The sequence below is a fragment of the Variovorax sp. TLI9-5A genome (assembly GCF_056867935.1).
Map to the genome: position 1 here is coordinate 2637322 of NZ_CP200310.1, position 21088 is coordinate 2658409.

The window sequence follows — 21088 nt, forward strand, 5'->3', positions numbered from 1 at the left end:
AAAATTACTGGGAAAGATTGAATCGGATGGGCGCCTTCAGCATGTAGACCGTGGCCTCGTTGGCCCCAGGCTGCTTGAATGGCGTCACCTGCGAGGACATCACCGCGTCGCGTGCGGCCTGGTCCAGCCGCTCATAGCCGCTGGACTTGAAGATTTCCGCCCGCTTGGGAATGCCCGAGCTGCTGAAGTAAACCGCCACGACCACGACGCCGGATTCACCCAGGCGCCTGCTCATTGCAGGGAACACGACGCGCGGCTCGCGCACGTACTGCGTCTGGCCTTCGCTGATTTCGATCAGCTTGGGCGCTGGCGGCGCGGGAGGCGGCGCCGGGGGCGGTTCCGGAGCGGGCGGCGGAATGGGGGCCGGAGGAGGCGGCGGCTCGACGCTACCCGTGGGCGCGTTGGGTGCCGGGGTCGGCTTGGGCTCCCTGATCGCCTGGGGCCGCGGAGGAGGCGGCGTCTTGGCGACTTGCTTCTGTGGCGGCGGAGGGGGAGGAGGAGGCGGTGGCGCCGGCTTGGGGGGCTCGATGAGCTGGCTGATGATCTCCACGGGGATCACCACTTCAGCGGCCCGGCGAAGCAATCCGCTTTGAAGCGCCCAGAGGGCAGCGGCATGAAACAGGACGACGCCGCCGGCAATGACGACATTGCGCGAAAGGCCGAAGACGGAAGGAGGGGGGGCGAAGCGGTCAGACACGATCAACCATTCGAATGCGGGCACCGCCAAAGGTGCCCCGATTGCAGCAAAACCGCTACGAAGACGCCACAGGCGCTACTTGCGAAAGATCCACCAGACCGAGCCCGCGACGAGGATCAGGCTGCCGCCGAGTGCCGAGACGAGTTCCATGCTTTGCTTTCCTTGATGGAGTTGGCAAGCTGGATCGCTCTCGGGCCCGAATCGCAATTCAATGCGGCGACCGGGTGCGAGGCGCTGCACTGCGCGACGATATCGCGCGCGCAACCTTCACATTGGCCACACTGGGTGGCCACGCCAAGTTCGAATTGCACTTCGTCGAAAGTCATGCCGGCGCGCACATGACGTGCGATTTCGCGGTCGGAGACTCGGCGGCAGACACAAACGATCATGGCGGTGAAAGCGGCAGTTGGCTGGCTGTTGGATGTGGACGATTATAAATAAGAATCCATCGCATTCACAATAACTATGTGTTACTGATTCATGCAACACCCGGCTTCTTGGGGTCAGACCTCCGACCAGAGCCGCAGCAGGTTGTGGTAATGCCCCGTCAGCGCCACGGTTTCCTCGCATTCGCCAACGCGGGCACGCAGTTTCTGGATGTTCTGGTCCAGCTCGAAAAGCATGCCGCGCTGCTGATCGTTGCGGACCATGCTCTGCAGCCAGAAGAAAGAGCAGACACGCGCCCCCCGCGTCACCGGATGGACGCGATGCAGGCTGCTGGCTGGATAAAGAATGAGATCCCCCGCCGGCAGCTTCACTTCATGGGAGCCGTAGGTGTCGATCACCTCCAGCTCGCCCCCCTCGTAGTCCTCCGGATCGCACAGGAAGAGGGTGCACGACAGGTCGGTGCGCAACTGCTGCCCGCTGCCGGGCAAGGCACGCACAGCGCCGTCGACATGAACACCGTAGTGCTCGCCCCCCTCGTAGCGGTTGAAAAGCGGCGGCACGAAGCGCGACGGAAGCGCTGCCGAGAAGAAGAGCGGATTCCTCGCCAGCGCAGCCAGCACGATGCTGCCCAGCTCCTTGCCGACCGGCGAATGCTCCGGCAGCTGGCGGTTGCGCTTGACCTGCGCTCCCTGCGCACCCACCGTTTCACGTCCGTCGGTCCATTGCGCGGCGTCGAGCGCGGCGCGCATTTCGCGCACCTGCTCGGGGCTCAGCACTTCGGGCACATGCAGCATCATTTTTCAGGAACTCCGCAATAAGAAAAGCCCCGGCGCGGGCCGGGGCTCGAGTGTCGCACCGCACCAGGCAGGCCCGGTGCGCAGCAAGGACGGACCGTCAGAACGCGAAGTTCGCGGTGATCTTGGCCGAGCGCGGCGTGCCCGGCGTGTAGCGGTAGCCGCTCTTGTTGATGGCCGCCACGTAGTCCTTGTTGAACAGGTTGTACACGTTCAGCTGGATGTCGATGTTCTTGTTGATGCGGTAGGAGGCCATCGCATCGAACACCCAGTACGAGTCGACGTAAGCCGGCGTGCCCACGGCACCGTCGGTGCCGCGCTGCAGCTTGCCGTTGTAGCGGGCGCCGCCGCCGAGCGTGAGGCCGAACGGGAACTGGTAGGTGGTCCAGAGCGTGAAGGCCTTCTTCGGCGTGTAGGCGAGGGCGGTCGAGCCGTCCGCCAGCACCGAGGGGCCGCTGAGCACGCGGGTGTTCATGGTGGTGAAGCCCGAGCTCACGCCCCAGTTGTCGGTCAGCGCGCCCGACACGCCGAGCTCGATGCCCTGCACGCGCTTCTTGCCGGTCTGGAAGTACTGCTGCGTGACCGAGTCCTGCACGACCTCGTTGCTCACGTCGGTGCGGTACAGCGCCGCCGTCAGGGCCACGCGCTTGTTCATCACGTCCCACTTGGTGCCGACCTCGTAGGTCTTGGCCTTCTGCGGGAGGAAATCGGTGCGTCCGGCGCTGTTGCCGGTACCGCCGGCGGCCAGCTGGAAGTTGGCGCCGCCCGGGGGCTGCGCGGCGGTGCCGTAGGCGGCGTAGACGCTGCTGTTCTCGGTTGGCTTGTAGACAAGGCCGATCTTCCCGGACAGCAGGTTGTCCGACAGCTTCAGATTGGTCGGCGTGATCGTCGACGTCTGCGGGCCGTTGCCGGTGCGCGCCAGCGTCAGCGCGGTGGCGTTGTACGTGGTCGAGTAGTGGTCGTAGCGCAGGCCGGCGGTCAGCTGCCATTGCTCGTTGAATTTCAGCGTGTCGAAGGCATAGAGGCCGATGGTGTCGGTGCTGCCGTCGGAGCCGGTGCCGTTGGCGATGCGGTTGTAGCCGCTCACGTACGGGTTCGGGTTGTACAGGTTCGCGGCAGGCCACGAACCGGCCGCGGCCAGCGTGGTGCCCACGGTCGGGTAGCCGGCGGCGTAGTAGTTGTTGGCTGTCTGCTTTTCGCGGATGAACTCGAGGCCGCCGTTGAACGAGTGGCTGATGCTGCCCGTGTTGAACTTGGCCGACACGCTCGTCTGGTTGGTGAAGATCGTGTTTTCCTGGTCCTTGTTGGTGGGCAGGTTGCGCGTGATGGTCCAGCTCGCCGGAATCGTCGGGATCACCGTGTTGATGAAGCCCGAGTTCACGGTCGGCAGGGTGCCGACGCCGTTCGTCGACGTCAGCCCGCCGCCCATGAACGACGTCAGCATGTAGTCCTGCGAGGTCTTGCCGTAGCGCGTGGTGTTGCGGATGGTGATGTCGGGCGTGAGGTCGTGCTCGATGCGCGCGGTGAACATGTCGGCCGTCACGTTGTCGAAGTCCGAGCTGGTGCCGTAGAAGTTGCTCGAATCGACGCGCGGCGCGTAGTTCAGGTAGGTGCGGCGGGCCAGGCCGCGGGTGATCGCGGTGGCGTCGGGCGTGGTGTAGCCCGGCAGGCCGATGGTGGGCACGCCGCCGTCGGGAATGTTGTTCTGCTTGACGTGCAGGTAGTCGAGGAAGATGCGCGTCGGGCTGTTCAGGCCGAGGGCGATCGAGGGTGCGATCGCTTCGCGCTTGTTCTTGACGAAGTCGCGGCCGGCCACACCGGCATCTTCGACCACCGCATTGAGGCGGAAGGCCGCGCCGATGCCGTTGGCGCCGCTCAGCGACTTGTTCCAGTCGACGCTGCCGCGCTTGAAGTCGGCGCTGCCGAAGCTCAGCGAGCCGAGGAAGCTGTCCTCGAGCCTGGGCTTCTTGGTCACGAGGTTGATGTAGCCGGTCGGCGAGGTGCGGCCCACGTCGCTGCCCGACGGGCCCTTCACGACCTCGACCTGCTCGATGTTGAACATGTCGCGCGAAACCGAACCCAGGTCGCGGATGCCGTCGACGAAGATGGCGCTCGAGCTGTCGAAGCCGCGCATGAAGACGGCGTCGCCCGTGTTGGTGTTGCCGTTCTCCCCGAGGAAAAAGGTGCCCACGCCGGGGGTGTTGCGCAGCGCCTCGGTCAGCGTGGTCGCGCCCTGGTCGCGAATGATCTGTTCCTTGATGACCTGGATGGTCTGGGGCGTGTTCACCAGCGCAGCGGTGAACTTGGGGTTGGCCGAGTTGTCGGTCTTGTAGTCGGTGACAGCGGAGTCCTGCACGCGGACTTCGGGCAGCGCGCCGCCCGATTGGGCAAGAGCGCCTGGTGCCGCAATGGCCATCAGCGTTGCGGCGGCGGCGCCTGAGAGATGTGGAACGGCACGCGCAACAGGGTGTTTGCGGCTCTTGATGTAGGCCATGAAGTTTTCTCCGAAAGAGGCGGGCGTCAGGTCAGGACTCGACTGGCGATGTCCTGACGGCCTGCTTTCCTTGGAGAAAACGAGGGGGGACTGGCTGGGTGAGTCGATTCACGAAGCGTCGTAAATCGCCGCGAATGATATTGGTTCTCAATATCGAAATTTACAATCCAGCCAAATTAATCCAAAAGTTGTGCTGGATTCGTTGCTCTTGCGCAACGTAGCTCGGGAGGCTGCCGAGCCTCAATAGACGTCGCGCCGGTAGCGGCCGCTGGCCGTCAGTTCGCTGATCAGCACCTCGCCAGCGATCTGGCGCAGTGCCGCGTCCACGCCCGATGCCATCCCCTGCAGGCTGCCGCAGACATAGATGGCCGCGCCGTCGCGCAGCCAGCACAGCAGGGTGTCGGCCGATTGCAGCAGCCGGTGCTGCACGTAGAAGCGTTCCGCCTGGTCGCGCGAGAACACCATGTCGAGCCGCTTCAGCACGCCATCGGCCTGCCATGCCTCGATTTCTTCGCGATACAGGAAGTCATGCGCCGCCTGACGCTCGCCGAACACCAGCCAGTTGTCGTGCCTGCCCATGGCCGCACGCGCCCGAAGATGCGCGCGCAGTCCTGCGATGCCGGTGCCGTTCCCGATGAGGATCAGCGGTCGCGCTTCGTTGCCGTCCAGCCGGAAGCCTCGATGCGCCCGCAGCCGCAGCGCCACCGTGTCGCCGATGCTGAGGGTGGACGTGAGCAGCCCCGATGCCGCGCCGAGCGTGCCGTCCGGATGCTGTTCCTGCCGCACGAGCAACTGCAGTTCGCCATCGGCAGGCACGCAGGAGATGGAGTAGTCGCGTGGCCGCTTCGGATCGCTCGCCACCGTCACCTGCGCAAGATCGCCCGAAGCCCAGTGCGGCAGCGGCGTACCGGCTTGCGGCAACAGCCCGAGATGGAAGACAGGCGCGCCCGCACTGCCCGGATTGAGTTGCTCGCGCGCAACGAGCCGCCATTGGCTGAAGCTGGCAGCTTCGTCGGCCGCTGCCATGTCGCCCCAATGCGCATGCCATGAGGCCAGTGCCACCGGGTCGCTGTTGTCGACCTCGATGCGATCGAATTCACGCCCGGCGCCCCCTGCCTGCAGCCACTCGTCGAGCGAGCGGCCGAAGCCGCAGAAGTTGGCGTACTGCCGGTCGCCCAGTGCCAGCACGGCATAGCGCAACGAAGGCAGCGCTGGCGATGAACTCATCACGCGCTCCACGAACACGCTCGCTCCGTCGGGTGCATCGCCTTCGCCGTAGGTGCTGGCGATGAAGAGCGCACGACGTGCGCTCGCCAGCGTCGCAGCATCGAGCGCGTTCAGTTCCATCACGCGCGCTGGCGTGCTCGCTGCGCTCAGCTGCCGTGCGGTCTGCCAGGCGATGGCTTCGGCCTGGCCAGTCTGGCTGGCGAACAGCACGAGGACCGGAGGTTCGTCGCTGCTTGCCGAAAGCGCCGCCGAGTCGCGCGCAGCCGCGGCCTTGCGCCTGCGTTCGCGCAGGTAGATCGAGGCGCACAGCGCAGCATATGCAGCCACGGTGGAACCCGCGCCCAGCGCGCGCCACGCGAAGTCGCTCATCTTCTGGCCGGAGCGGGCCAGGCGCGCGTGGTCTTCGCCACGGGCGCCGGATCACCGTGGCTCACGAACAGCGCCGCGATGCCGTGCTGCTGTGCGAAGTCGAAGCCTTCGTCCGGCCCGAGCACTGTCAGCACGGTGGCCAGTGCGTCGGCCTGCATGCATTCCGCATGCAGCACGGTGACACTGGCCAGTGCATGCGAGACAGGTTCTCCCGTTCGCGGATCGATGGTGTGCGACCAATGGCGCCCCTCGTGCGAGCGCCGGTGCCAGCGGTCGCCCGAGGTGGCGATGGCCATGTCCGCAAGCGCCACGCGACGTGCCCCGCCGGGATCGCCGTCGACGAGCACCTGCCATGCCTGCCCGCCGGGACGCTTTCCGATGCCTCGCAGCTCTCCGCCGACTTCAAGAAGCGCGTCGGCAATGCCCAGCGCACGCAAGGCGTCGATGCCATGGTCCACCGCAAATCCTTTGGCAATGCCCGAGAGATCGAGCGCGGCGCCGCCGGGCTGCAGGAGCGAGCCCTCGGTTTCGTCGAATGCCAGTCGGGACCACCCGACGCGCCCGCGCGCCTCAGCCAGCGCAGTTTCGGCAGGCAGGCCGTCTTCTCCCGCCTCGGGGCCGAAGCCCCAGCAGGCGACGAGCGGGCCCACGGTGGGATCGATCGCACTGCCGCTGGCCACGGCCCATTGGAAGGCGCATCGCATCACCGTGGCGAACTCCGCCGGCAGCACATGGCGCGACCGGGCCAGCGCCCGGTTGAACCGGCTGATGTCCGAGTCCGGCTCCCAGTGGCTCATCTGTGCGATCACGCGGTCGAGCGCCGATTCGACGGCCGCCCGGACCTCCTCCAGCGGCAGCATCCGCGGATTGTCGAAGCGCAGCGACCAAGTGGTGCCCATGGTCTCGCCGCCCAGCTGCTGAAGCGTCGCGGGATCGGCGGGGCGCGGGACGGCCGCGTTGGCATAGCCGCCAGCGCGCCAGGTGCTGAACGAAAGGCCCAAGGAGGAAGTCCGGTCTGTTTCGGTTGCCGCGTCAGGGCATCACTTCGAGCGTGGCCGCGTAGCTCAGGCGGCGCTCCTTGGCCTGCGGCACCGTGGTCTTGTTGTCCTTGGTGCTGGCGTCGAGCCAGTACATGCCAGCGCTCGGCCAGGTCACGCTGAACTGGCCCTTGTCGTCGGTCTTGAGCTTGATTTCCTCGAGCTTGTCGCGGTACTGCGTGTTGCCCGCCGTCACCGTCACTTCGAGCCCCTTGGCGGGCTGGCCGTCGAGGTTCAGCGTGAAGGTGGCCTTCTCGCCCTTGACCAGGTCGGTCGGGCTGCCGGTGGCGATCAGCTCCAGGCCCTGGCCGACCGGCTTGAGCGGGGAAGGCTTGCCGACCGTCACGAAGGTCTCGATGCGGCCCGAAGACTGTGTGATGGTCACGTCCTGCGCGTCGGCCGGGATTTCCTTGCCGATGGTCTCGGCCGTGCCGCGTGCGCGCTTGGTCTGGCCGGTGGCCTTGTCCTTCCAGCTCGCGAAGGCGCCGGCGTTGATCACTGCGATGCGGTAGGTGCCGGCCTGCGCCACGCTCACGTCGAACACGTTGCGCAGCTTGAGCTTGGCTTCGGTCTCGGGCTTGACGGTGCTGCCGTCGGGCGCGGTGATCTGCAGGCCGTCGAGGCGCAGCGGCGCGTGGTTGGCGACGAACAGGTCGTTCGACACCGCGGCGTCGACCGTCACGGTATCGGCCTTGGAGAACACGGTGGACGAGGGCAGCAGCCAGGCGTTGTGCGCCTGGGCGAGCGATGCGGCGGCCGACAGGGCGATGGCGATAGAAGCGAAGCGCAGATTGAAGCGGGTCATGGCGGTTCCTTTGTGATGTGGCGGGCTGGTCGTTGAAGGAAGAAGATCAGGGCTTGAGTTCGAGCCTGATCTCGCCGAGTTCTTCCTTGCCCGTGGCGGTCGGCTGTGCCGCTGCCGTCGGGGGCCACTGGAAGGGGATGCTCACGACCTCGCGGCCACCGACTTCGCGCGCGGCCTCCACCACGAGCTTGTATGCGCCAGGAGCGAGCTTGGGCATGGGAGCCGTGCCTTCGGTGAAGCTCAACTGGTGCTTGCCGGCGGGCTTGGTCGCGCCCGTCACGCCGTCGACCGGCACGGAGAGCTCGCGGCCGCCGCGGCGCCACCACTGGCGCATGTCCTTCAGCCACTTGGTGCCCTCGCCCTCGGGGTTGTTGGTCTTGGTGCGCACGTCGTACCAGACGGCGAGCGTGCCGGCGACGGTGTTGTCGGCGCGCTCGATCCAGGTCGCCACGTAGGGGCGGTGGTACTCGGAGACGTTCAGCCGGGGAATCTCGATGTTGACGGCCAGCCCCGACGCGAAGGCCGGAGCCGCGAACAGCGCCGACATGGCCAGCGGTGCGAGTGAGTAGCGAACGTGCACGGGAAACCTCTTTCCTGGATCTGTAGTGATCGATTGATGAACGGAATCAGTGAATGAACAGCAGCGCGAGCAGCACCGGCACCACAAGCCCCATGCCGACCATCGGCCAGGTGAACGGCCGGTTGCCGGCGTGCATCTTCAGAATGAAGAGTCCGGTGATCGAGAACACCAGGGCCGCGCCCGCGAAGATGTCGATGAACCAGCTCCACGCGGCGCCGGTGTTGCGGCCCTTGTGGAGGTCGTTGAGATAGGAGAGCCAGCCGCGGTCGGTGCGCTCGTATTCGATCTCGCCGTCGGTCAGGCTCAGGCGCAGCCAGGCGTCGCCGCCGGGGCGGGGCAGCGACAGGTAGATTTCGTCGTCGGACCACTCGGCCTCGCGGCCGGCGGTGGAGATGTCCCAGTGCTTCTGCACCCAGGCCTGAAGCTCAGGGGGCAGGGGAGCCTTGCCCTTGAGGGCCTTGGCGGCGGGCAACTGCCTTTCGAGCTGCGCGCGCAGGGCGTCGTCGATGGAGCCGTTCAGCTTGGTAACGACCGGCTTGGCTTCGATCTGGCTGGCGTGGTTGAGGGTGAAGCCCGTCACGCTGAACAGGATCATCCCGATGAGGCAGATGGCCGAGCTCACCCAATGCCATTCGTGCAGGGTCTTGAGCCAGTAGGCACGGCGGCGGTTGTCGGAGCGGATCGCAGTCATCGAAGGCGCGGATTCTATCCGTGCGAATGAGAATGACTGTTATTCGTGGCGGGTTAAGTTACGTAAAGCAATAAAAAAACGGGACCGAAGTCCCGTTTGGCTGTTGGTCGCGAAGCCGGCCTTATTCCAGCTCGCCCATCTGCGACTGCAGGTAGTTCTGCAGGCCGACCTTGTCGATCAGGTCGATCTGGGTCTCGAGGAAGTCGATGTGTTCCTCGGTGTCGTCCAGGATCTCCTGGAGCAGGTCGCGCGAGACATAGTCGCGCACCGATTCGCAATGCGCGATGCCGTCCTTGATGGTGGTCTGCGCGCCGGTCTCGGCGCCGAGGTCGCAGCGCAGCAGTTCGGGCACGTCTTCGCCGATGTTCAGCTTGCCCAGGTCCTGCAGATTCGGCAGGCCGTCGAGCATGAAGATGCGGTCCATGAGCTTGTCGGCATGCTTCATTTCGCCGATCGATTCTTCGTATTCCTTCTTCGCCAGCTTGTCCAGGCCCCAGTGCTTGAGCATCCGGTAGTGCAGGAAGTACTGGTTGATCGCGGTCAGCTCGTTCTTGAGCTGGGCCTGCAGGTGTTCGATGACTTTCGGGTCGCCCTTCATGATTTTTCCTTGTTCTGAAAGCGGTGATTGTCAGAGGTGCAAACGCGGGCTTGCAAGCAATCCCATGCTGTGCCGGTCTGCATGCGTGTGATGGTGATACACGTTCGTATTGATGATGTGTCAAACGTATTTCGCAGCCATCGAAAACATAGCGAGTCCCAATACTTTTAATAGGTGATAACTATGAATATTGGTCGATTGGTAGTTATACTGATGGCTCGCCATTATCTTTGTTCACCCGCAGCACCCAAGGAATCAACATGTCCCTGATCAACACCCAAGTCCAGCCCTTCAAGACCCAGGCCTACCTGAACGGCAAGTTCATCGATGTGTCCGACGAGACGCTCAAGGGCAAGTGGTCCGTGCTGATCTTCATGCCGGCGGCATTCACCTTCAACTGCCCGACCGAAGTCGAAGACGCGGCCGAACACTATCCCGAGTTCCAGAAGCTGGGCGCCGAGGTCTACATCGTGACCACCGACACGCACTTCTCGCACAAGGTCTGGCACGACACCTCGCCGGCCGTCGGCAAGGCCAAGTTCCCCCTGGTCGGCGATCCGACCCACACGCTGACCAACGCTTTCGGCGTGCACATCCCCGAAGAAGGCTTGGCACTGCGCGGCACCTTCGTGATCAACCCCGAAGGCATCATCAAGACCGCCGAAGTGCACTCCAACGAAATCGCCCGCGACGTGAAGGAAACGCTGCGCAAGCTCAAGGCAGCGGTCTACACCGCCGCCCACCCGAACGAAGTCTGCCCGGCCAAGTGGAATGAAGGCGACAAGACGATCGCTCCGTCGCTGGACCTCGTCGGCAAGATCTAAGCGCCCTGCGAAAGCCCGGCGCCCGCGAGGCCCGGGCTTTTTTGGCCCCCGTTGATAGTTTTACGTTATCGAAAGAGAGTCCCTCATGCTCGACGCAAACACCAAAGCCCAATTGAAGAGTTACCTCGAACGCGCCACGCAGCCGATCGAGATCGTCGCCTCGCTCGACGACAGCAAGGCCTCGGGCGAGATGCTGTCGCTGCTGAAGGACGTCGCCGAATCGTCCCCGCTGGTCAGGCTGACCGAAAGCCGCGACGACAACCACCGCAAGCCCTCGTTCTCGGTCAACCGCCCGAGTGAAAACCACGGGCCGCGCTTTGCCGGCCTGCCGATGGGCCATGAATTCACGTCGCTGATCCTCGCCCTGCTGCAGATCGGCGGCTACCCCCCGAAGGTCGAGCAGGCCGTGCTCGACCAGATCAAGGCGCTCGACGGCGACTTCGAGTTCGAGGTCTACGTCTCGCTCACCTGCCACAACTGCCCCGACGTGGTCCAGGCGCTGAACCTGATGGCGGTGCAGAACCCGCGCATCCGCACCACCATGATCGAAGGCGGCACCTTCCAGGACGAAGTGAAGGAACGCCAGATCATGGCCGTGCCGACCGTGTTCCTCAACGGCACCGAATTCGGCCAGGGCCGCATGAGCCTGGAAGAAATCCTCGCCAAGATCGACACCAGCGGCGTCGAGCGCGAGGCGAAGAAGATCGCCGGCAAGGAAGCGTTCGACGTGCTGATCGTCGGTGGCGGCCCCGCCGGCGCGGCAGCGGCCGTGTACGCGGCGCGCAAGGGCATCCGCACCGGCGTTGCATCCGAGCGTTTCGGCGGCCAGGTGCTCGACACCCTGGGCATCGAGAACTTCATCTCGGTCAAGGAAACCGAGGGACCGAAGTTCGCGCATGCCCTCGAGGAGCACGTGCGCGACTACGACGTCGACATCATGAACCTGCAGCGCGCCAAGGCGCTTGTGCCGGGCAACGGCCTGATCGAAGTGCAGCTCGAGAGCGGCGCTTCGCTGAAGAGCAAGTCGGTCATCATTTCGACCGGCGCGCGCTGGCGCAACATCAACGTGCCCGGCGAGCACGAGTTCAAGAACAAGGGCGTTGCCTACTGCCCGCACTGCGACGGTCCGCTTTTCAAGGGCAAGCGCGTGGCGGTGATCGGCGGCGGCAACTCGGGCGTCGAGGCCGCCATCGACCTCGCCGGCATCGTGGGCCACGTCACGCTGATCGAGTTCGACACGCAGCTGCGCGCCGACGCCGTGCTGCAGCGCAAGCTCAAGAGCCTGAAGAACGTCGACGTGTTCACCAACGCGCAGACCACCGAGATCACCGGCGACCAGAAGGTCACCGGCCTGACCTACAAGGACCGCGCGACGGGCGAGCTGAAGAAGGTCGAGCTCGAGGGCGTGTTCATCCAGATCGGCCTGGTGCCCAACACCGACTGGCTCAAGGGCACGGTCGAGCTGTCGAAGCACGGCGAGATCATCGTCGACGCCCGCGGCCAGACCTCCGTGCCGGGCGTGTTCGCGGCGGGCGATGCGACCACCGTGCCGTTCAAGCAGATCATCATCGCGGCCGGCGATGGCGCGAAGGCTGCGCTGGGTGCGTTCGATCACCTGATCCGCACATCCGCTCCTGCGTAAGCCGCCATCGGCTAAGCAAAGCGCAAAAAGCGCCCCGGCGGGGCGCTTTTTGCTATCTAAAGAATAGCGCTCAGTAGATCAGCCGCTCCGGCCGCAACTCCTGCAGGATCGTGGTGGCGATTTCCTCGATCGACTTCGTGGTGGTCGACAGCCATCGGATGCCCGCGCGCCGCATCATCGCCTCGGCCTCGGCGACCTCGTGGCGGCAATTCTCGATGCTGGCGTAGCGCGAATTCGGCCGGCGCTCGTTGCGGATCTCGCTGAGCCGCTCGGGCTGGATGGTCAGGCCGAAGATCTTCTTGCGATGCGGAATCAGGGCCGGCGGGAGCTGGCGGCGGTCGAAATCCTCCGGAATCAGCGGGTAATTGGCCGCCTTCAGGCCGTGCTGCATCGCCAGGTAGAGCGAAGTCGGCGTCTTGCCGCTGCGGCTCACGCCCACCAGGATCACGTCGGCGCCCTCGAGGTCGCGGTTGCTCTGGCCGTCGTCGTGCTGCAGGCTGAAGTCGATCGCGGCGATGCGGTCGTTGTATTCCTTGCTCTTGCTGACGTCGCTGAAGCGGCCGATGCGGTGGTTCGACTTCACGGCCAGTTCGATTTCCAGGGGGCGCACGAAGGTGCCGAACATGTCCAGCAGCATGCCCTTGCAGCCGGTTTCGATCACTTCCAGCACGTCCATGTTGGCCAGCGTGGTGAAAACGATGGGCCGGGCGCCTTCTATCTCGGCGGTGTGGTTTATCTGCCGCACCGCCTGGTGCGCCTTGTCGACCGTGTCAGTGAAGGGCAGCCGCACATGGCGCGGCTTCATCTCGAACTGGGCCAGAACGGCATTGCCGAAGGTCTCGGCGGTGATGCCGGTGCCGTCGGAAATGAAGAAAACGGTGCGCGAAGGAATAGTCATGCGGCCTTGTCCTGCGGCGCGGGCAACCTTGCCCCGCCTACAATCCGGGCCATTATCGGGAATCTGCCTTCCCAACCCAATTCTCTCCATGCACACCGCGCCCGCACCCAAAGCAACGACAACGATCGTGCCGCGCCGTCTGCATGCGGCGCCGGTTTCAACTTCTGGAGCTTTCCCATGTCTGCACTTTTCGACGCGACCGCCCTGGTCGTACCGTTTGAAAACCTGAGAATGACCGACGTCGAGGCGGTTGGCGGCAAGAACGCCAGCCTCGGCGAAATGATCTCGCAGCTGCCGCAGGGAGTGCGGGTGCCCACCGGTTTCGCGACCACGGCGCACGCATTCCGCCAGTTCCTGGCCCACGACGGCCTGGCCGACAAGATCAGCAAGCGCCTGGCCGCCCTGAACGTCGACGACGTGCGCGCGCTGGCCGCCGCCGGTGCCGAGATCCGCGGCATGGTCGAGGCCCAGCCGTTCCCGGCCGACCTGCAGAAGGCCATCACCGAAGCCTTCGCCACGCTGAGCGCCGGCAACCCGTCCGCATCGTTCGCCGTGCGTTCTTCCGCCACCGCGGAAGACCTGCCCGACGCCTCCTTCGCGGGCCAGCAGGAAACCTTCCTGAACGTGGTCGGCATCGACGACGTGCTGCACAAGATGAAGGAGGTGTTCGCCTCCCTCTACAACGACCGCGCCATCAGCTACCGCGTGCACAAGGGCTTCGAGCACGACGTGGTCGCGCTGTCGGCCGGCGTGCAGCGCATGGTGCGCTCCGACCTCGGCGCCGCCGGCGTGATGTTCACCATCGACACCGAATCGGGCTTCGAGGACGTGGTCTTCATCACCTCCAGCTACGGCCTGGGCGAGACGGTGGTGCAGGGCGCCGTGAACCCCGATGAGTTCTACGTGCACAAGCCGACCCTGAAGGCCGGCAAGAAGGCCGTGATCCGCCGCAACCTCGGCTCCAAGCTGATCCAGATGGAGTTCGCCACTCCCGAGGAGAAGAAGGCGACCGGCAAGCTGGTGAAGACCACCGACGTCAAGGCCGAGCAGCGCAACCGCTACTCGCTGACCGACACCGAGGTCGAGCAGCTCGCCAGGTACGCGCTGGTGATCGAAGAGCACTACGGCCGCCCGATGGACATCGAGTGGGGCAAGGACGGCACCGACGGCCAGCTCTACATCCTGCAGGCCCGCCCCGAGACGGTGAAGAGCCAGCAGCAGGGCAAGGCCGAGCAGCGCTACAAGCTGCTGGGCAAGGGCGCGGTGCTGGCCGAAGGCCGCGCCATCGGCCAGAAGATCGGCACCGGCCCCGTGCGGCTCGTGCACAGCATCAGCGAGATGGACCAGGTGCAGGCCGGCGACGTGCTCGTCACCGACATGACCGACCCCAACTGGGAGCCGGTGATGAAGCGCGCTTCGGCCATCGTCACCAACCGCGGCGGGCGCACCTGCCACGCGGCCATCATTGCGCGCGAGCTGGGCATTCCGGCCGTCGTCGGCTGCGGCGACGCCACTGACCTGCTGAAGGACGGCACGCTGGTCACGGTGAGCTGCGCCGAGGGCGACACCGGCTTCATCTACGACGGCCTGCTCGAAACCGAGGTGACCGAGGTGCAGCGCGGCGTGATGCCCGAGATCGACATCCAGCTGATGATGAACGTGGGCAACCCCCAGCTCGCCTTCGACTTCGCGCAGCTGCCGAACCACGGCGTGGGCCTGGCTCGCCTCGAATTCATCATCAACAACAACATCGGCGTGCACCCGAAGGCGATCCTCGACTACCCGAACGTCGACAACGACCTGAAGAAGGCCGTCGAGTCGGTGGCCCGCGGCCATGCATCGCCGCGCGCCTTCTACGTCGACAAGGTGGCCGAGGGCATCGCGACCATCGCGGCGGCTTTCTGGCCCAAGAAGGTCATCGTGCGACTGTCGGACTTCAAGTCGAACGAGTACCGCAAGTTGATCGGCGGCAGCCGCTACGAGCCCGAGGAAGAGAACCCGATGCTGGGCTTCCGCGGCGCCGCGCGCTACCTGAGCGCCGACTTCGGCGAAGCCTTCGCCATGGAATGCGAGGCGCTCAAGCGCGTGCGCAACGACATGGGCCTGACCAACGTCCAGATCATGGTGCCCTTCGTGCGCACCCTGGGCCAGGCCGAGCGCGTGACCGGCCTGCTGGCCGAGCACGGCCTGAAGCGCGGCGAGAACGAGCTCAAGCTGATCATGATGTGCGAGGTGCCGAGCAACGCCGTGCTCGCCGACGAATTCCTGGAGTTCTTCGACGGCTTCTCCATCGGCTCGAACGACCTGACCCAGCTCACCCTGGGCCTGGACCGCGACTCCGGCCTCGAATTGCTGGCCGCCGACTTCGACGAGCGCGACCCGGCCGTCAAGGCGCTGCTGAGCCGCGCCATCAAGGCCTGCAAGGCAAAGGGCAAGTACGTCGGCATCTGCGGCCAGGGCCCCAGCGACCACCCCGATTTCGCGCTGTGGCTGGCGGAGCAGGGCATCGAATCGATCTCGCTGAACCCCGACAGCGTGATCGACACCTGGCAGCAGCTCGCCAAGCGCTGAGCCGGGCGAGACTCCTGAATAGCGGAAATCCCCATGGGGGGATTCCCGCGACCCGGGAGTGTGATTGAAACAAATTGCGTATTTGATGCCAGACTGGCGGGACTCACGGGCGTATCCCGGAAGGGAAGACCACCATGATCCTCGTCAAGACAGAAGCAGGCCACCAGGCCCTGAAAGACCGCTCGATCCCGCTGTCGCCACGCCAGCGCTCGGCCTTCATCCTGTTCGACGGCAAGCGTTCGGTCGATGACGTGCTGGCCGCCGGCATGGGGATCGTGCGCGAAGACATCGACCAGATGGTCGCGCTGGGCGTGCTGGAGCCTGCGGCGGGCAGCGCGGCGCCTCCCGCTGAAGCGCCGGCAGCCGCCCCGCCTGCCCAGGGCTCTTCCGGGCGCAGCAGGCAGCAGCGCTATAAGGACGCCTATCCCATCGCGACCCAGCTGACCGGCAGCCTCGGCCTGAAAGGGTTCCGGCTCAACCTGCAGGTCGAGGGCACGACGAGCTACGAAGACCTGCTGGCGCTGGCCCCGAAGATCCGCGCCGCCGTCGGCGACGAGAAGGCCGCCGCGCTCGACAAGGCGCTCAACGACTGAGCGTCTTGCCGGATCGCGGCGGACAGGGCTATAATCGCCGGCTTTGCCTTGCCACACTGCGCCCGACGCTGCAGGTGGCTTTTCCTCTTCCTCGGAAGAATCCACAAGGAGTGCCATGCGTCACTACGAAATCATTTTGCTGATCCACCCGGATCAGAGCGAACAAGTTCCGGCCATGCTGGAGCGCTACAAGGGCCTGATCACGGCCGGCGGCGGCAAGGTCCACCGCGTCGAAGACTGGGGCCGCCGTCAGCTGGCCTACCAGATCAACAAGCTCAACAAGGCCCACTACCTGTGCGTCAACATCGAAGCTGAGCAGACCGTGATGGGCGAACTCGAACACGCGTTCAAGTTCAACGACGCCGTTCTGCGTCACCTGACCGTCCAGAAGAAGAAGGCCGAAACCGGTCCTTCGTCGATGATGAAGACGGTCGAGCGCGAAGAGGCTCGCAAGGCCCAGCAGGCCGAATACGCCGCCAACAACAACTGATGGCGTGACTGCCGCCGCTGCGGCAACCGGGGTCAACCAGCTTCTGCTGACCGCCTCCGTTGCCGAACTCGGAACCCTGCGATTCACGCCAGCCGGCTTGCCAGCCATAGACCTGAAGCTCGAACACGAGTCGACGCTCCAGGAGGCAGGAAAGCCCAGACAGGTGAAGACGGCCCTCAAGGCCGTTGCCTTCGGCGCCATAGCCGAGCGGCTCGCAAGACAGTCGATGGGAAGTCTCTGGCGTTTTCAGGGCTTCCTCGCGACACCGGGCAACGGCAAGCATCCGGTCCTGCACATCCAGGATTTTCAGCAAGATTAATTTTCGACAAGAGGTCCCGAAATGGCCACGTTCAAGAAATTCAACAAAGACAAGCGCCCGAAGCGCAACACCCAGTCGCTGCTGTTCAAGCGCAAGCGCTTCTGCCGCTTCACCGTCGCTGGCGTCGAGGAAATCGACTACAAGGACATCGACACGCTGCGTGACTTCATCAGCGAAAACGGCAAGATCATCCCCGCCCGCCTGACCGGCACCCGCGCGATCTACCAGCGCCAGCTGAACACCGCCATCAAGCGCGCACGCTTCCTGGCCATGGTGCCGTACAGCGACCAGCACCGCGTCTAAGGAGTCGACACCATGCAAATCATTCTTTTGGACAAGGTTGTCAACGTCGGCGCCCTGGGCGACATCGTCAAGGTCAAGGACGGCTACGCACGCAACTTCCTGATCCCGACGGGCCGCGCACGCCGCGCCACCGCTGCCAACAAGGCCGAATTCGAAGCCAAGCGCGCCGAACTCGAAAAGGCTGCTGCCGCCAAGCTGGCCGAATCGCAAGCTCAAGGCGAAAAGCTCGGTGGCACGACCATCAAGCTGACGCAGAAGGCTGGCGTCGACGGCCGTCTGTTCGGCTCGGTCACCAACGGCGACATCGCTGAAGAACTGGGCAAGCAAGGCTACAAGGTTGCCAAGTCGCAAGTGCGCCTGCCCAACGGTCCGATCAAGATCGTCGGCGACAGCACCGTGAGCGTGGCCCTGCACACCGACGTGGTGGTCGACATCACCGTGACGGTCTACGGCGAAACCGCCTGATCGTCCACAGCGCCTCGCGCGCTGCACGAAAGCCGCCTTCGGGCGGCTTTTCTTTTTCCGCGCCCGGGTTGTCCCATCTTTTCCAGCTGATTGCACTGGAAGATCACCGTTTATTCACAACCTTGTCCACACGCGCATCGGCCTGCGCGGCTTAGCATGCAGGGTTGCAAGGGAAGTCCATGTCCGCCGTTTTCTCCTATGCCGACAACGATCCGTCGGCCGACCGCCAAGTCGCCCAACTGCGCATTCCGCCTCACTCCATCGAGGCCGAATCCAGCGTGCTCGGTGGCCTGCTGCTCGACAACGGTGCCTGGGACCGCATGGGCGACCTGCTGGTCGACGGCGACTTCTACCGCCACGAACACAAGCTGATCTACGCGGCCATCGGCGGGCTGATCAACGCGAGCAAACCGGCGGACGTGATCACTGTCTACGAGCAGCTGCAGCACCTTGGCAAGGCCGACGAGATCGGCGGGCTGGTGTACCTGAACTCGCTGGCGCAGTACGTGCCCAGCGCGAGCAACATCCGCCGCTACGCCGAGATCGTGCGCGAGCGCTCCATCCTGCGCAAACTGGTTTCCGCCAGCGACGAGATCGCGACCAACGCCTTCAACCCGCAGGGCAAGCCGGTCGACAAGATCCTCGACGAGGCCGAGCAGAAGATCTTCAACATCGGCGAAGAAGGCACGCGGATGAAGCAGGGCTTCCAGAGCATGGATGCCCTGGTGGTCGACCTGCTCGACCGCGTGACCGAGATGGCCGAGAACCCGAACGACATCACGGGCGTTCGCACCGGCTTCAACGACTTCGACAAGATGACCTCGGGCCTGCAGCCGGGCGACATGATCGTGCTGGCCGCGCGCCCCTCGATGGGAAAGACCTCGCTCGCGATCAATATCGCCGAGCACGTGGCGCTCGACGAAGGCCTGCCGGTGGCCGTGTTCTCCATGGAAATGGGCGCCGCCCAGCTGGCGGTGCGTATCGTGGGCTCCATCGGCCGCATCGACCAGGGTCACCTGCGCACCGGCAAGCTCACCGACGAGGAGTGGCCGCGGCTTACCGAAGCCATCGAGAAGCTGCGCACCGTGTCGCTGCACATCGACGAGACGCCGGGCCTTTCTTCGAGCGAACTGCGCGCCAATGCCCGCCGTTTGGCGCGGCAATACGGACGGCTCGGCCTGATCGTGGTCGACTACCTGCAGCTCATGTCGACCAGCACCTCGGGCGACGAGAACCGCGCCACGGCCGTGGGTGAAATCTCGCGCGGCCTGAAGATGCTGGCCAAGGAGCTGAAGTGCCCGGTGATCGCGCTCTCGCAGCTAAGCCGGGGCGTGGAAAGCCGTACCGACAAGCGTCCCATGATGAGCGACTTGCGCGAATCCGGCGCCATCGAGCAGGACGCGGACATCATCATGTTCATCTACCGCGACGACTACTACAACAAGGAGTCGAAGGAGCCGGGCGTGGCCGAGGTGATCATCAGCAAGCACCGTAACGGCCCGACGGGCACCGTCAAGCTGGCCTTCCTGAAGCCGCTCACCAAGTTCGAGAACCTGGTCGGCTACAGCAACAACGACGAGTACTGATCCGGCGGCGCCGAAGAAGGGCGTCGGTCAGCCCGCGTTGCTGCCGTCGTTGCCATTTCTGCCGGACCACGACGGCTGGCCACCCGGCTTGTGCGGCACCACCTTGCCTTGCGCCGTCTCGGCGTTGACCTGCCGCAGCAGGTCGGCCAGCGTCTTGCCCGCTTCGTCGCGGAAGCGATCGGGCAGCACCTCGATCGCGTCCATGCGGTCCAGCCGGAAGCCCCGGAAGTCGTCGCGCAGCTCGCACCAGGTCGACAGCGTCCAGACCTTGCCCCAATAGAAGCAGCCCAGCGGCCGCACCGTGCGCTCGCTGGCGTCGCCTGACACGTCGCGGTAGTGCAGCCGCAGCTTGTTGTGCGACTGCGTGGCTTCGCGCAGCGTCTGCAGCCGCGCGCGCAGGGTGTCGTCCAGGCCCAAGCCGGGCGCATAGAGCGCCAGCGCCTCGGCCGAGACGCGCGCCGCGGGCGGAAGCACCGAGAGGATCTTGCCCAGCCCGGTCTCGATGTCGCGCGCCAGTGCCGGATCGACCCAGCTCTGCGCGAGCCGCGCCGCGGCCACCAGTGCCGCGGCCTCGTCCTGTGTGAACATCAGCGGTGGCAGCTCGAAGCCCGCGCCCAGCCGGTAGCCCACGCCGGCTTCGCCCTCAATGGGGACGCCCTGGTGCTGCAGGTCGGCGATGTCCCGGTACACCGTGCGCTCCGACACCTCGAGGCGCTGCGCCAGGAACGCGGCCGTGGTCAGCCGGCGCCCGCGGATGAGCTGCACGAGCTGGAAGAGGCGGTCGGCGCGGCGCATCAGCGGGTTCCGGCGAGCTTCCTGGCGAAATCTTCGACGAAGTAGCGCTTGCCGCGCTGCACGACCGTGTGGCCTTCGGCCTCGAGCTTCGACATCTGGGCCTCGATGCCGCCGGGGTACTTGGCGTTGAGCTCGCCGCCGACCTTGAGGGTGCGCCACCACGGCGCCGCGTCCTGCGTCTTCGGCCCTTCTTCGGCGGCGTGCGCGACCATGTGCGCGAAGATCGCCGTCGTCACCGTGCAGCCGATGGTGGCCTCGTGGCGCAGCGCGATGTCCTCGCCGATGCCCATCACCGTTGCCAGGCGTCCCTCGGGAATGCTGCGCATCGCGGCCTCCACTTCCTGCGGCGAGGGCGTGGCGATGGTTCCCTCGCCATGCCGGGGGCGCATGGCGGCGGGAATCTCCTTGACGCTCGGCAGGTGAGGGTAGCTGGCCAGGCGATCGCGCCAGCTCTTCTTCGTGGTGCTCATGAAACTCCGATGTGGATCGCCACCTTGTCCGGTCCTTCGTAGGCTTCGAAGTCGCTGCGATAACGGCGCGCAATCTCGGGATGCGCTTCGAAATACTGCCAGATGCGTTCCCAGGTGGCGATCACCATCTGCGGCATCTCGCCCTGGCCGTTGAAGACCAGGTAATCGCCGGCCTCCACCGCAAGGCTGCCTTCGCCGCCCGAGACGGCGACGCCCGCCGTCACGTCGAAGGCGCCATGCGCGTCCGACTCGTAGGCCGAATAGAGGCTGAAGATGCGGGCATCACTGGTGCGTTCCGGCGTCGACGCATAGGTTTCCTCGCCGAAGAAGCGGCCCCACAGCTTGCCGATGCGGGCCGTGGCCGGATCGCTTTCCTCGCGGTTGGTGGTGCGGATCGTGAGGCCCGAGACGCGGAATGCATCCTGGTGCCGGCGAACTGGTTCCACGTGATTT

At 65.2% G+C, this 21088-nt stretch carries 23 protein-coding genes; 9 read left to right on the forward strand and 14 right to left on the reverse strand.

The genetic code is table 11. The features are described from left to right. Window positions 1-4: 4 nt before the first annotated feature. The 10 genes from AC1VNX_RS12570 to bfr all read right to left on the reverse strand — a co-directional run bounded on the left by AC1VNX_RS12570 (window position 5) and on the right by bfr (window position 9679). Complete coding sequence (locus tag AC1VNX_RS12570; protein ID WP_483156993.1) at window positions 5-703, reverse strand: energy transducer TonB; 699 nt, start codon at window positions 701-703, stop codon at window positions 5-7. A gap of 110 nt (window positions 704-813) precedes the next feature. Then, a complete protein-coding gene (locus AC1VNX_RS12575) occupies window positions 814-1086 on the reverse strand; it encodes a (2Fe-2S)-binding protein (protein ID WP_093051142.1) in 273 nt (90 codons plus the stop codon). Window positions 1087-1200: 114 nt separating this feature from the next. Further along, the gene (locus AC1VNX_RS12580; protein WP_483156994.1) at window positions 1201-1881 is read right to left on the reverse strand and encodes a Fe2+-dependent dioxygenase; all 681 of its coding nucleotides are present in this window, start codon (window positions 1879-1881) and stop codon (window positions 1201-1203) included. 97 nt (window positions 1882-1978) lie between these two features. Continuing rightward, window positions 1979-4372, reverse strand: a complete 2394-nt coding sequence (locus AC1VNX_RS12585) for a catecholate siderophore receptor Fiu (protein ID WP_483156995.1) — start codon at window positions 4370-4372, stop codon at window positions 1979-1981. Window positions 4373-4612: 240 nt separating this feature from the next. Further along, entirely contained in the window at window positions 4613-5968 is a 1356-nt protein-coding gene (locus tag AC1VNX_RS12590; RefSeq protein ID WP_483156996.1) for a sulfite reductase subunit alpha, read from the reverse strand. Then, complete coding sequence (locus AC1VNX_RS12595) at window positions 5965-6969, reverse strand: FAD:protein FMN transferase (RefSeq protein ID WP_483156997.1); 1005 nt, start codon at window positions 6967-6969, stop codon at window positions 5965-5967. The genes AC1VNX_RS12590 and AC1VNX_RS12595 overlap by 4 nt, the downstream gene beginning before the upstream one ends. A 31-nt stretch (window positions 6970-7000) precedes the next feature. Next, window positions 7001-7810, reverse strand: a complete 810-nt coding sequence (locus tag AC1VNX_RS12600; protein WP_483156998.1) for a DUF4198 domain-containing protein — start codon at window positions 7808-7810, stop codon at window positions 7001-7003. A 46-nt stretch (window positions 7811-7856) separates the two neighbouring features. After that, a complete protein-coding gene (locus AC1VNX_RS12605; RefSeq protein WP_301508341.1) occupies window positions 7857-8357 on the reverse strand; it encodes a DUF2271 domain-containing protein in 501 nt (166 codons plus the stop codon). A 79-nt stretch (window positions 8358-8436) separates the two neighbouring features. Continuing rightward, window positions 8437-9081: a PepSY-associated TM helix domain-containing protein gene (locus tag AC1VNX_RS12610; RefSeq protein WP_483156999.1), complete on the reverse strand. Its 645-nt coding sequence runs from the start codon at window positions 9079-9081 to the stop codon at window positions 8437-8439. Between the two features lie 121 nt (window positions 9082-9202). Further along, window positions 9203-9679 (reverse strand): bacterioferritin, encoded by a 477-nt coding sequence (gene bfr, locus AC1VNX_RS12615; RefSeq protein ID WP_483157000.1) that lies wholly within the window; start codon window positions 9677-9679, stop codon window positions 9203-9205. A gap of 260 nt (window positions 9680-9939) precedes the next feature. Between bfr and ahpC the strand changes: the two genes are divergently transcribed. Continuing rightward, window positions 9940-10503: an alkyl hydroperoxide reductase subunit C gene (gene ahpC / locus AC1VNX_RS12620; protein WP_020723187.1), complete on the forward strand. Its 564-nt coding sequence runs from the start codon at window positions 9940-9942 to the stop codon at window positions 10501-10503. Window positions 10504-10588: 85 nt separating this feature from the next. Beyond that, window positions 10589-12145: an alkyl hydroperoxide reductase subunit F gene (gene ahpF, locus AC1VNX_RS12625; RefSeq protein ID WP_483157001.1), complete on the forward strand. Its 1557-nt coding sequence runs from the start codon at window positions 10589-10591 to the stop codon at window positions 12143-12145. 70 nt (window positions 12146-12215) lie between these two features. Here the strand turns inward: ahpF and ppsR are convergent, their stop codons facing one another. Then, complete coding sequence (gene ppsR / locus AC1VNX_RS12630; RefSeq protein WP_301508339.1) at window positions 12216-13037, reverse strand: posphoenolpyruvate synthetase regulatory kinase/phosphorylase PpsR; 822 nt, start codon at window positions 13035-13037, stop codon at window positions 12216-12218. Between the two features lie 183 nt (window positions 13038-13220). On the opposite strand from ppsR, the gene ppsA reads away from it, so the two are divergent. The 7 genes from ppsA to dnaB all read left to right on the forward strand — a co-directional run bounded on the left by ppsA (window position 13221) and on the right by dnaB (window position 19370). Then, window positions 13221-15614, forward strand: a complete 2394-nt coding sequence (gene ppsA, locus AC1VNX_RS12635) for a phosphoenolpyruvate synthase (RefSeq protein WP_483157002.1) — start codon at window positions 13221-13223, stop codon at window positions 15612-15614. A 134-nt stretch (window positions 15615-15748) separates the two neighbouring features. After that, entirely contained in the window at window positions 15749-16207 is a 459-nt protein-coding gene (locus AC1VNX_RS12640; protein ID WP_483157003.1) for a hypothetical protein, read from the forward strand. 115 nt (window positions 16208-16322) lie between these two features. Next, window positions 16323-16697, forward strand: coding sequence for a 30S ribosomal protein S6 (gene rpsF / locus AC1VNX_RS12645; RefSeq protein WP_019655917.1), 375 nt, complete (start codon window positions 16323-16325; stop codon window positions 16695-16697). Window positions 16698-16701: 4 nt separating this feature from the next. Further along, the gene (gene priB, locus AC1VNX_RS12650; protein ID WP_093203337.1) at window positions 16702-17016 is read left to right on the forward strand and encodes a primosomal replication protein N; all 315 of its coding nucleotides are present in this window, start codon (window positions 16702-16704) and stop codon (window positions 17014-17016) included. 21 nt (window positions 17017-17037) lie between these two features. Further along, window positions 17038-17319 carry a 30S ribosomal protein S18 gene (gene rpsR, locus AC1VNX_RS12655; RefSeq protein WP_007830781.1) on the forward strand — a complete coding sequence of 94 codons (282 nt, stop codon included), beginning with the start codon at window positions 17038-17040 and terminating at the stop codon, window positions 17317-17319. Window positions 17320-17331: 12 nt separating this feature from the next. Next, a complete protein-coding gene (gene rplI / locus AC1VNX_RS12660) occupies window positions 17332-17784 on the forward strand; it encodes a 50S ribosomal protein L9 (protein WP_176666988.1) in 453 nt (150 codons plus the stop codon). 179 nt (window positions 17785-17963) lie between these two features. Then, window positions 17964-19370, forward strand: a complete 1407-nt coding sequence (dnaB, locus tag AC1VNX_RS12665) for a replicative DNA helicase (protein ID WP_301508317.1) — start codon at window positions 17964-17966, stop codon at window positions 19368-19370. A 27-nt stretch (window positions 19371-19397) separates the two neighbouring features. On the opposite strand, the gene AC1VNX_RS12670 is transcribed toward dnaB, so the two are convergent. From AC1VNX_RS12670 to AC1VNX_RS12680, 3 genes are read right to left on the reverse strand one after another with little or no spacing between them, the layout of a single operon-like run. Further along, window positions 19398-20165 carry a helix-turn-helix transcriptional regulator gene (locus AC1VNX_RS12670; RefSeq protein WP_483157004.1) on the reverse strand — a complete coding sequence of 256 codons (768 nt, stop codon included), beginning with the start codon at window positions 20163-20165 and terminating at the stop codon, window positions 19398-19400. Then, a complete protein-coding gene (locus AC1VNX_RS12675) occupies window positions 20165-20635 on the reverse strand; it encodes an MGMT family protein (RefSeq protein ID WP_483157005.1) in 471 nt (156 codons plus the stop codon). The genes AC1VNX_RS12670 and AC1VNX_RS12675 overlap by 1 nt, the downstream gene beginning before the upstream one ends. Continuing rightward, the gene (locus AC1VNX_RS12680) at window positions 20632-21081 is read right to left on the reverse strand and encodes a GyrI-like domain-containing protein (protein WP_483157006.1); all 450 of its coding nucleotides are present in this window, start codon (window positions 21079-21081) and stop codon (window positions 20632-20634) included. The genes AC1VNX_RS12675 and AC1VNX_RS12680 overlap by 4 nt, the downstream gene beginning before the upstream one ends. Window positions 21082-21088: the final 7 nt, after the last annotated feature.

Bases quoted from the DNA above. Each gene is read 5' to 3' on its own strand.
- dnaB (WP_301508317.1), top strand. From the start codon at position 17,964: ATGTCCGCCGTTTTCTCCTATGCCGACAACGATCCGTCGGCCGACCGC.
- AC1VNX_RS12580 (WP_483156994.1), bottom strand. From the start codon at position 1,881: ATGATGCTGCATGTGCCCGAAGTGCTGAGCCCCGAGCAGGTGCGCGAA.
- AC1VNX_RS12575 (WP_093051142.1), bottom strand. From the start codon at position 1,086: ATGATCGTTTGTGTCTGCCGCCGAGTCTCCGACCGCGAAATCGCACGT.
- rpsR (WP_007830781.1), top strand. From the start codon at position 17,038: ATGGCCACGTTCAAGAAATTCAACAAAGACAAGCGCCCGAAGCGCAAC.
- bfr (WP_483157000.1), bottom strand. From the start codon at position 9,679: ATGAAGGGCGACCCGAAAGTCATCGAACACCTGCAGGCCCAGCTCAAG.
- AC1VNX_RS12605 (WP_301508341.1), bottom strand. From the start codon at position 8,357: ATGTCGGCGCTGTTCGCGGCTCCGGCCTTCGCGTCGGGGCTGGCCGTC.
- AC1VNX_RS12610 (WP_483156999.1), bottom strand. From the start codon at position 9,081: ATGACTGCGATCCGCTCCGACAACCGCCGCCGTGCCTACTGGCTCAAG.
- AC1VNX_RS12640 (WP_483157003.1), top strand. From the start codon at position 15,749: ATGATCCTCGTCAAGACAGAAGCAGGCCACCAGGCCCTGAAAGACCGC.
- ppsA (WP_483157002.1), top strand. From the start codon at position 13,221: ATGTCTGCACTTTTCGACGCGACCGCCCTGGTCGTACCGTTTGAAAAC.
- rplI (WP_176666988.1), top strand. From the start codon at position 17,332: ATGCAAATCATTCTTTTGGACAAGGTTGTCAACGTCGGCGCCCTGGGC.
- ahpF (WP_483157001.1), top strand. From the start codon at position 10,589: ATGCTCGACGCAAACACCAAAGCCCAATTGAAGAGTTACCTCGAACGC.
- AC1VNX_RS12675 (WP_483157005.1), bottom strand. From the start codon at position 20,635: ATGAGCACCACGAAGAAGAGCTGGCGCGATCGCCTGGCCAGCTACCCT.
- ahpC (WP_020723187.1), top strand. From the start codon at position 9,940: ATGTCCCTGATCAACACCCAAGTCCAGCCCTTCAAGACCCAGGCCTAC.
- AC1VNX_RS12590 (WP_483156996.1), bottom strand. From the start codon at position 5,968: ATGAGCGACTTCGCGTGGCGCGCGCTGGGCGCGGGTTCCACCGTGGCT.
- AC1VNX_RS12670 (WP_483157004.1), bottom strand. From the start codon at position 20,165: ATGCGCCGCGCCGACCGCCTCTTCCAGCTCGTGCAGCTCATCCGCGGG.
- rpsF (WP_019655917.1), top strand. From the start codon at position 16,323: ATGCGTCACTACGAAATCATTTTGCTGATCCACCCGGATCAGAGCGAA.
- AC1VNX_RS12600 (WP_483156998.1), bottom strand. From the start codon at position 7,810: ATGACCCGCTTCAATCTGCGCTTCGCTTCTATCGCCATCGCCCTGTCG.
- AC1VNX_RS12585 (WP_483156995.1), bottom strand. From the start codon at position 4,372: ATGGCCTACATCAAGAGCCGCAAACACCCTGTTGCGCGTGCCGTTCCA.